General features: G+C 69.3%; 3 protein-coding genes and 1 pseudogene. 2 read left to right on the top strand and 2 right to left on the bottom strand.

Translation table 11 applies throughout. From position 1 onward, the window contains the following. Positions 1 to 92 precede the first annotated feature (92 nt). Complete coding sequence (locus AB0I68_RS38755) at positions 93 to 578, bottom strand: hypothetical protein (protein WP_363182148.1); 486 nt, start codon at positions 576 to 578, stop codon at positions 93 to 95. Positions 579 to 1319: 741 nt separating this feature from the next. After that, a complete protein-coding gene (locus tag AB0I68_RS38760) occupies positions 1320 to 1973 on the bottom strand; it encodes a GNAT family N-acetyltransferase (protein ID WP_363182149.1) in 654 nt (217 codons plus the stop codon). Between the two features lie 705 nt (positions 1974 to 2678). On the opposite strand from AB0I68_RS38760, the pseudogene AB0I68_RS38765 reads away from it, so the two are divergent. Then, a pseudogene (locus tag AB0I68_RS38765) lies at positions 2679 to 2879 on the top strand (tyrosine-type recombinase/integrase); the annotation flags it as partial. A 147-nt stretch (positions 2880 to 3026) separates the two neighbouring features. Then, on the top strand, positions 3027 to 4054 hold a 1028-nt coding region (locus AB0I68_RS38770; protein WP_363182150.1), incomplete at its 3' end, for a transposase.

Genomic DNA, 4054 nt, shown 5'->3' on the forward strand with positions numbered 1-4054 from the left:
GCCACCCTGGACGACCTTGCACACCTCGCCGCCCGCCTCGACACCGCCCCCACGACAAAGATCAAGACAGCGAGTTAATGATCTGCAAGCCCTTACTCTCCTGGAACGCCAATGAGGTGCGGGCCGTTGTCGATCAGCCTGCCTTGGCCCTTGACCCTCTGGCGTTCTGCCGGCGTGACGCACAAGGTGTCGCCGTCCCACTTCTCACGCCAGACGTAGCCGGGCATACACGTGCTCGGCCCGTAGGCGCCGCCACCAGGCTGGCGGTGGGGGTTCTGGTCGTGGACCCACTGACGTACTTCCGGCGTGACGCAGAACGTGTCGCCGTCAAAACTGTCACGCCAGACATAGCCGGGCTTGCACGTGTTCGGCCCGTAGGCGCCGCCACCGGGCTGGCGGTTGGGGTTGTAGTCGGAGAGGGCGCCCTTGACCGAGGACTGGGTCTGGGGCGTGATCGCCGCCGATGCCGGCAGCGCGATGCTTCCGGAGATGAAGGCGGCCGAGGCGAAGACCATCATGAAGCGCGAGATCCGGCGCTTGGACTGGGCGGCGGTCGGGGTGTGGTGGTCGTACGACATGCGTGCTCCTTGCGGGTGGGGGCCGCCGGATCCGTACCGGGTCAGGTGCGGTCGAGTGACCGGCGGCCTGGCTGAAGCGGGACCTTGGAAGCCCGCCGTTCTCATTCCTGGTCTCGCTGTCGTTGCGGCGTGACCAGACCTCAAGTAGGCGCGACGGCGACAGCCCCCGTCATGCCACTGAAGGACGTGTCTTGACTGGAAGGAGCAGGCCTGGATGACCCCGGCTGCCCTCGAAACGACAAGCCCCTACCGGCGGAGAAACCACAGCCGGGGACTTGATCGCGCGGGGAGGCCACGTGCTCCTGTAGCGCTGTCGGCACACGGCCGGCGGCCAGCCGGAGAGGGGCGGAGAGGAGCGCAAGCCCGGGCGACGGGCCGTGCTGCCGCGCGGGCTGCTCAGGAGGCGGCAAGACCGTCCCTGACCGTGCCCGTTGATGTCAGGCGCAGACATCAAAGCCCCCCGCCGCGATCGGCGGGGAGCCTTTGTGCTGGTATGCATGGATGGTTTGACTGGAACATCCGGCCCCGGAACAGGACGGCTCCCACAGGCGTGGGTCGTGCGGCGGGGTCCGGACCGCTGCCGTCAGGCTCACGGAGCCTCTGCGCGGTGTGGACGCAGAATCGGCGCGACTGCGTGTCCACCACCCCCACGGGGGCAGCCGCCGCTCCCGGACCGCCGTCACGACCGGCCGCCCAGGCGGCGGTACGTCCGCAGCCGATCGCAGGGCCGCGAACCTCCTCTCAAGTTTCCTGGATCTGCGGTGGAACGTCGCGGACCAGGCTGGTCAACGGGCCGTGGGTGCGCCAGCCCAGGAACTCGTACAGCGTCCGCCCCTCGGCCGTCGCGGCCAGCACAGCAGCCGAGGAGCCCGCGGCGGCGGCGACGTTCCCCAGCGTCCGCATGACCAGGCTGCCGAGACCCTTACGGCGGTGAGCCGCAGAGGTCTCGACCTGGTCGAAAACAGCGGTGCGCCCGGGGCCCGGCACGGCGACCTGTCCATGGGCGGCGAACGCGCCGTCCCGAGTCAGGACGAGTACCCGCGTGACACCGCCCCGCGTCCAGGTTCGTACCTGGTACCCATCGGGAGCCCCGACGGCGGTTGGGTGCAGCGGTGCCGACATCAGGAAGCCGTCGTCATCGAAGCGCCACCCGGGCGCCACCCACGGGGCGACGGTCTGCTGCGGCAGGAAGACCTTGAGCCAGGTGCCCGGGGCCGTAGCCGTCTCCGTCAGTTTGCGGACCAGCGACTCGTCGGCATCGGGCAGCACGTGCCGAGTGACCTGGCCGCTCAGCCCGACGTCGACGGTGAAGCCCCAGGACTCGGCAACCGGCGGCGCGGCTCCGCGTGAGACGACCCATCCCTCCACCCATGAGCGTACGAGTTCGGCGTCCATCCAGGTCCTTCCGTAATGTGCAGAGACTATGACTGCACCTTACGCGGGCAAGTTCGCCAGGAAGTAGTAGAGGACGCCGCCCTGAACACACGGCCATGTACCGGGAGCTGGGCGGACTGCTGGGTCGCTTCGTCGATCACCGGCCAGAGTGCCCGGAGACGCTGCGACGCGACGCCGACACCCTGGACCGGACGATGGAGGCGATCCGGGAGGCTGGGTACGAGCCGGACGCCTACCTGTGGGGCCGCTCGCGGACACTGAGGTACAGGCTGGGGACTGCATGCACTCCGAGTGCACGGAGGGCGGATCGAACTGCGCTGCCCCGCCGGCCGCCGTCTGAGTTGACGCGGCTTCATATTGCGCCCCCTCCCACTACAGTCAAGTTGCATTCCGCGATGAAGGAGTTCCGGTGAGCGATGAAGCTGGAGAGGCTCGGACGTGGGTTGACCCTCGACTCGGTGCTGTGGTGGCGAGTTGGGACGCGACCCGCGTCGAGCGGCGCCGCGGGAGGCGACCCCGCCAGATCTGTCCTCACGGGGTCGGAGTGACGCTCATGGTCGATCCAGCGACGCATGTTGCCCGGAACGTCGAGTGCCGGACGTGCCGGGAAGCCTGATCCACGAATGAATGTCCCCCGGCCGCCTTGCGCATGTCGCTCAGGGCGGCCGGGTCCCAGTCCGCGAGGGTCGCGGAGTCGGTCCGAGCGTCCGGATGCACGCTGCCCGGCACGGGACCGCCACTCTGCTGGCCGCCGCCGACGTACCACCCCGCGTCGTGATGGAGATCCTCGGGCACTCGCAGATCGCCGTCACCATGAACGTCTACGCCCACGTCGTCCAGGACACGCAGCGCGAGGCGGTCGGGCACATGGACCGGCTGCTCGGGACCCGGCGCGGCCGTCCCTGACCGTCCCCGTTGATGTCACTTGCAGATGTCAAAGGCCCCCAACCAAGATCGGGATGCCGTTGGTTAATCCGGGGCCTGGCGTGACGTCGGCCTTCAAGACCTGGTTGTGGTCTTGAAGGCCGACGTTGTCGTTTGGGGAGGGTGTCGGTGTCGATGCAGCCGAGGGAGCCGGGGGAAGTCCCGGCGGAGACGGTGCGGGTGGCCAGGGCGGCTTTCCCGAAGGGAAGCCTGGCGATCCGGCTCCGGGACGAGCTGGGGATGCTGTTCACCGATGAGCAGTTCGCCGCTCTGTTTCCCGTCCGGGGCAGGCCTGCGTGGTCGCCGGGCCGACTGGCGCTGGTGTCGGTGTTGCAGTTCGCCGAGGGGCTGCCGGACCGGCAGGCGGCCCTGGCCGTGCGGGCCCGGATCGACTGGAAGTACGCCCTGGGCCTGGAGCTCACCGATCCGGGCTTCGACTACTCCGTGCTCAGCGAGTTCCGGACCCGGCTGGTGGAGGCGGATGCCGGGCAGCAGGTCTTCGACCGGGTCCTGGACGCCGCCCGCCGGGCCGGAGTGTTGAAACCGCCGGGCCGGGCCAGGACGGACTCCACGCATGTACTGGCCGCGATCCGGTCGCTGAACCGGCTGGAGTTCGTCATCGAGACCCTGCGGGCCGCGCTCAACGCGCTCGCGGCAGCCGCCCCCGACTGGCTGACCGCTCATGCCGACCCGGCCTGGTTCGACCGGTATGCCACGCGCCCTGAGGACTACTGGCTGCCCGCCGGCAAGGCCAAACGGTGTGAGCTGGCCGAACAGACCGGCCGGGACGGCACGCGCGTGCTCGCCGACGCGTACGCTCCCGACGCGCCGGGCTGGCTGCGTGAACTGCCCGCCGTCCAGACCCTGCGCCAGGCGTGGGTGCAGCAGTACGTCCTCGACGCGGAGGGCGAGGTGAGGTGGCGGGACCCAAAAGAGTGCCCGCCAGGCGCGTTGCGCCTGGTCAGCCCCTATGACACCGAGGCCCGCGCGAGCGTGAAGCGGGACATCAAGTGGGACGGCTTCAAGGTCCACCTCACCGAGACCTGCGACGCGGACACACCCCACCTGATCACGAACGTGCTGACCAGCGACTCCACAGTCCAGGACATCAAGGCCACCGATCTCGTCCACGACACCCTCGCCGCGAAGGACCTGCT

It is taken from the genome of Streptomyces sp. NPDC050448 (genome assembly GCF_040655295.1).
In the GTDB taxonomy this organism is placed as follows: Bacteria; Actinomycetota; Actinomycetes; order Streptomycetales; family Streptomycetaceae; genus Streptomyces.